Below are 3562 nucleotides of genomic sequence, written 5' to 3'. Positions count from 1 at the left end.
CGAGAACGGGAACCCCGGACGCGTCCAGAGCCTCCCGCAGCATCACCTCATGCCGCTCGGCCCTCCCCGGCTCGCGCCTCGTCCCTACTCCGTCGCCAGCCCGCCATTGTGCTGCGCCGGCTCCAGATCGAACTCCCCGTCCCGGGCCCCCAGCACGAAGGCCCGCCACTCCGCCTCCGTGTACCTGAGGACCGTGTCGGGGTCGAGGGAGGAACGCATGGCCACCGCGCCCTCGGGCAGGTACGCGATCTCGACCCGCTCCTCGTGTGCCTCCGTGCCCGGCGCGCTGTGCCATTCGACGCCCGAGATGTCGAGGGCGTAGAGCTCGTCCTTCTCCCGCTCCTTGCGCGCCTTGACGTCCTTGTCCGCTTCCTCGGCCATGTTCCGGCGGCCCCTTCCCCACGTACGAATGACCTGTGCGATCACCCTAGTGGCCAGGTCCGCGCCGTTCGGTGGGTTCGGGGACCCGGGCGGACGGGTCCGGCCAGGCTGGTACCCTGTGTAACGGCCGTTTGTGTACGCACCCCCGGAGCTCAGCGCTCTGGAGGCCGCGCCCAGCGGATCCCCGCCTCCCGAGTAACGGAAGCTCCCCTGCGATGTGGACCAGGGGCACTCGATGGCACTTCACAGACTACGAGGAGTACGCGTGTCGCTCGACGCCGCTACGAAGAAGCAGCTCATCACCGAGTTCGGCCAGAAGGAGGGCGACACCGGCTCCCCCGAGGTCCAGGTCGCCATGCTCTCGCGCCGGATCTCGGACCTGACCGAGCACCTCAAGACCCACAAGCACGACCACCACTCCCGTCGTGGTCTGCTGATCCTGGTCGGTCAGCGTCGCCGCCTCCTGCAGTACCTGGCCAAGAAGGACATCCAGCGCTTCCGTGCGCTGGTCGACCGCCTGGGCATCCGCCGCGGTGCGGCGGGCGCCAAGTAAGACGCCGTGAAGGGAGCGGTTCCCACCGATCAGGGGGCCGCTCCCTTTGCTGTACGTGCGGAGTGTCACTGACGCTTTGTACTGTGGTAGCACAACGCAATACGCAGGACACAACACGTACGACACAGCGTGAGGGAGCCGTACCCGCCGGGTAGGGCACCGTCACGACACTGAACGAGGAGAAGCGCACCTCGCCGCCGCCGGTCCTCGGTAGTGGCCCCCGGGGGAAAGAGACCCCGAGGGCTTCGATCGAAGACCGGCCCGCACCAGAAGGAGCGCTCTCCGCCACCGTCCCCCTGCCACACGGGCAGGACGGGACGAAGACGAGGAGATATCGCTAGTGGAGAACGAGACCCACTACGCCGAGGCCGTTATCGACAACGGTTCCTTCGGCACCCGCACCATCCGCTTCGAGACGGGCCGCCTGGCCAAGCAGGCCGGCGGTTCCGCCGTGGCGTACCTGGACGACGACACCATGGTGCTGTCGGCCACCACCGCCTCCAAGAAGCCCAAGGACCAGCTCGACTTCTTCCCCCTCACGGTGGACGTCGAGGAGCGGATGTACGCCGCCGGCAAGATCCCCGGCAGCTTCTTCCGCCGTGAGGGCCGTCCCTCCGAGGACGCCGTCCTCACCTGTCGTCTCATCGACCGCCCGCTGCGCCCGTCCTTCAAGAAGGGCCTGCGCAACGAGATCCAGGTCGTCGCCACGATCATGGCCCTCAACCCCGACCACCTGTACGACGTCGTGGCGATCAACGCCGCTTCCGCGTCCACGCAGCTGGCCGGTCTGCCCTTCTCCGGCCCGATCGGCGGCGTCCGCGTCGCACTGATCAACGGCCAGTGGGTCGCGTTCCCGACGCACACCGAGCTCGAGGACGCCGTCTTCGACATGGTGGTCGCCGGTCGCGCCCTGGAGGACGGCGACGTCGCCATCATGATGGTCGAGGCCGAGGCCACCGACAAGACCATCCAGCTGGTCGCGGGCGGCGCGGAGGCGCCGACCGAGGAGGTTGTCGCCGCCGGTCTGGACGCCGCGAAGCCCTTCATCAAGGTGCTCTGCAAGGCCCAGGCCGACCTCGCCGCGAAGGCCGCCAAGCCGACCGGCGAGTTCCCGGTCTTCCTCGACTACCAGGACGACGTCCTGGAGGCCCTGACCGCCGCGGTCAAGAGCGAGCTCTCCCAGGCGCTCACCATCGCCGGCAAGCAGGAGCGCGAGACCGAGCTGGACCGCGTCAAGGAGATCGCCGCCGAGAAGCTGCTCCCGCAGTTCGAGGGCCGCGAGAAGGAGATCTCCGCCGCGTACCGCGCGCTGACCAAGAAGCTGGTCCGCGAGCGCGTCATCAAGGACAAGGTCCGCATCGACGGCCGCGGCGTCACGGACATCCGTACGCTGGCCGCCGAGGTCGAGGCCATCCCGCGCGTGCACGGCTCGGCGCTGTTCGAGCGTGGCGAGACCCAGATCCTGGGCGTCACCACCCTCAACATGCTCCGCATGGAGCAGCAGCTGGACACCCTTTCCCCGGTGACCCGCAAGCGCTACATGCACAACTACAACTTCCCGCCCTACTCCGTCGGTGAGACCGGCCGCGTCGGCTCCCCGAAGCGCCGCGAGATCGGCCACGGCGCGCTCGCCGAGCGCGCCCTCGTGCCGGTCCTGCCGACCCGCGAGGAGTTCCCCTACGCGATCCGTCAGGTGTCCGAGGCCCTCGGCTCCAACGGCTCGACGTCCATGGGTTCCGTGTGCGCCAGCACCATGTCGCTGCTGAACGCCGGTGTGCCGCTGAAGGCCCCCGTCGCCGGTATCGCCATGGGTCTGATCTCCCAGGAGATCGACGGCCAGACGCACTACGTCGCCCTCACCGACATCCTCGGTGCGGAGGACGCCTTCGGCGACATGGACTTCAAGGTCGCCGGCACCAAGGAGTTCGTGACCGCCCTCCAGCTCGACACCAAGCTGGACGGCATCCCGGCCTCCGTCCTGGCCGCGGCCCTCAAGCAGGCCCGCGACGCCCGCCTCCACATCCTCGACGTGATGATGGAAGCGATCGACACGCCGGACGAGATGTCCCCCAACGCCCCGCGGATCATCACCGTCAAGATCCCCGTGGACAAGATCGGTGAGGTCATCGGCCCCAAGGGCAAGATGATCAACCAGATCCAGGAGGACACCGGCGCCGAGATCACGATCGAGGACGACGGCACCATCTACATCGGTGCCCAGGTCGGCTCGCAGGCCGAGGCCGCCCGCGCCACGATCAACTCGATCGCCAACCCGACCATGCCGGAGGTCGGCGAGCGCTACCTGGGCACGGTCGTCAAGACCACCACCTTCGGTGCGTTCGTCTCGCTGCTCCCGGGCAAGGACGGTCTGCTGCACATCTCGCAGATCCGCAAGCTCGCCGGCGGCAAGCGCGTGGAGAACGTCGAGGACGTGCTCGGTGTGGGCTCCAAGGTCCAGGTCGAGATCGCCGAGATCGACTCCCGCGGCAAGCTCTCCCTGATCCCGGTCATCGAGGGCGAAGAAGCTGACGACGAGAAGGACGACACCGACAAGTGACGTCCAGTAGCTCCACGGCGACGGCCCGCACCTCTTCGGAGGCGCGGGCCGACGCGCCGACCCAAACCCCC

General features: G+C 68.3%; 3 protein-coding genes. 2 read left to right on the top strand and 1 reads right to left on the bottom strand.

Annotation, left to right across the window (positions count from 1 at the left end; all coding sequences use genetic code 11):
* Positions 1-84: 84 nt before the first annotated feature.
* A complete protein-coding gene (locus AB0D27_RS45190) occupies positions 85-381 on the bottom strand; it encodes a DUF397 domain-containing protein (protein WP_362521438.1) in 297 nt (98 codons plus the stop codon).
* Positions 382-646: 265 nt separating this feature from the next.
* Between AB0D27_RS45190 and rpsO the strand changes: the two genes are divergently transcribed.
* Both rpsO and AB0D27_RS45180 read left to right on the top strand, forming a co-directional pair.
* Complete coding sequence (gene rpsO / locus AB0D27_RS45185; protein WP_019075416.1) at positions 647-934, top strand: 30S ribosomal protein S15; 288 nt, start codon at positions 647-649, stop codon at positions 932-934.
* Positions 935-1274: 340 nt separating this feature from the next.
* On the top strand, positions 1275-3491 hold the full coding sequence (locus tag AB0D27_RS45180; RefSeq protein WP_362521435.1) for a polyribonucleotide nucleotidyltransferase: 2217 nt from the start codon (positions 1275-1277) through the stop codon (positions 3489-3491).
* The last annotated feature ends 71 nt before the right edge of the window (positions 3492-3562 follow it).

The sequence above is a fragment of the Streptomyces sp. NPDC048415 genome, from assembly GCF_040651675.1.
Lineage (GTDB): Bacteria > Actinomycetota > Actinomycetes > Streptomycetales > Streptomycetaceae > Streptomyces.
This window is presented reverse-complemented; position numbering and strand designations above follow the sequence as displayed.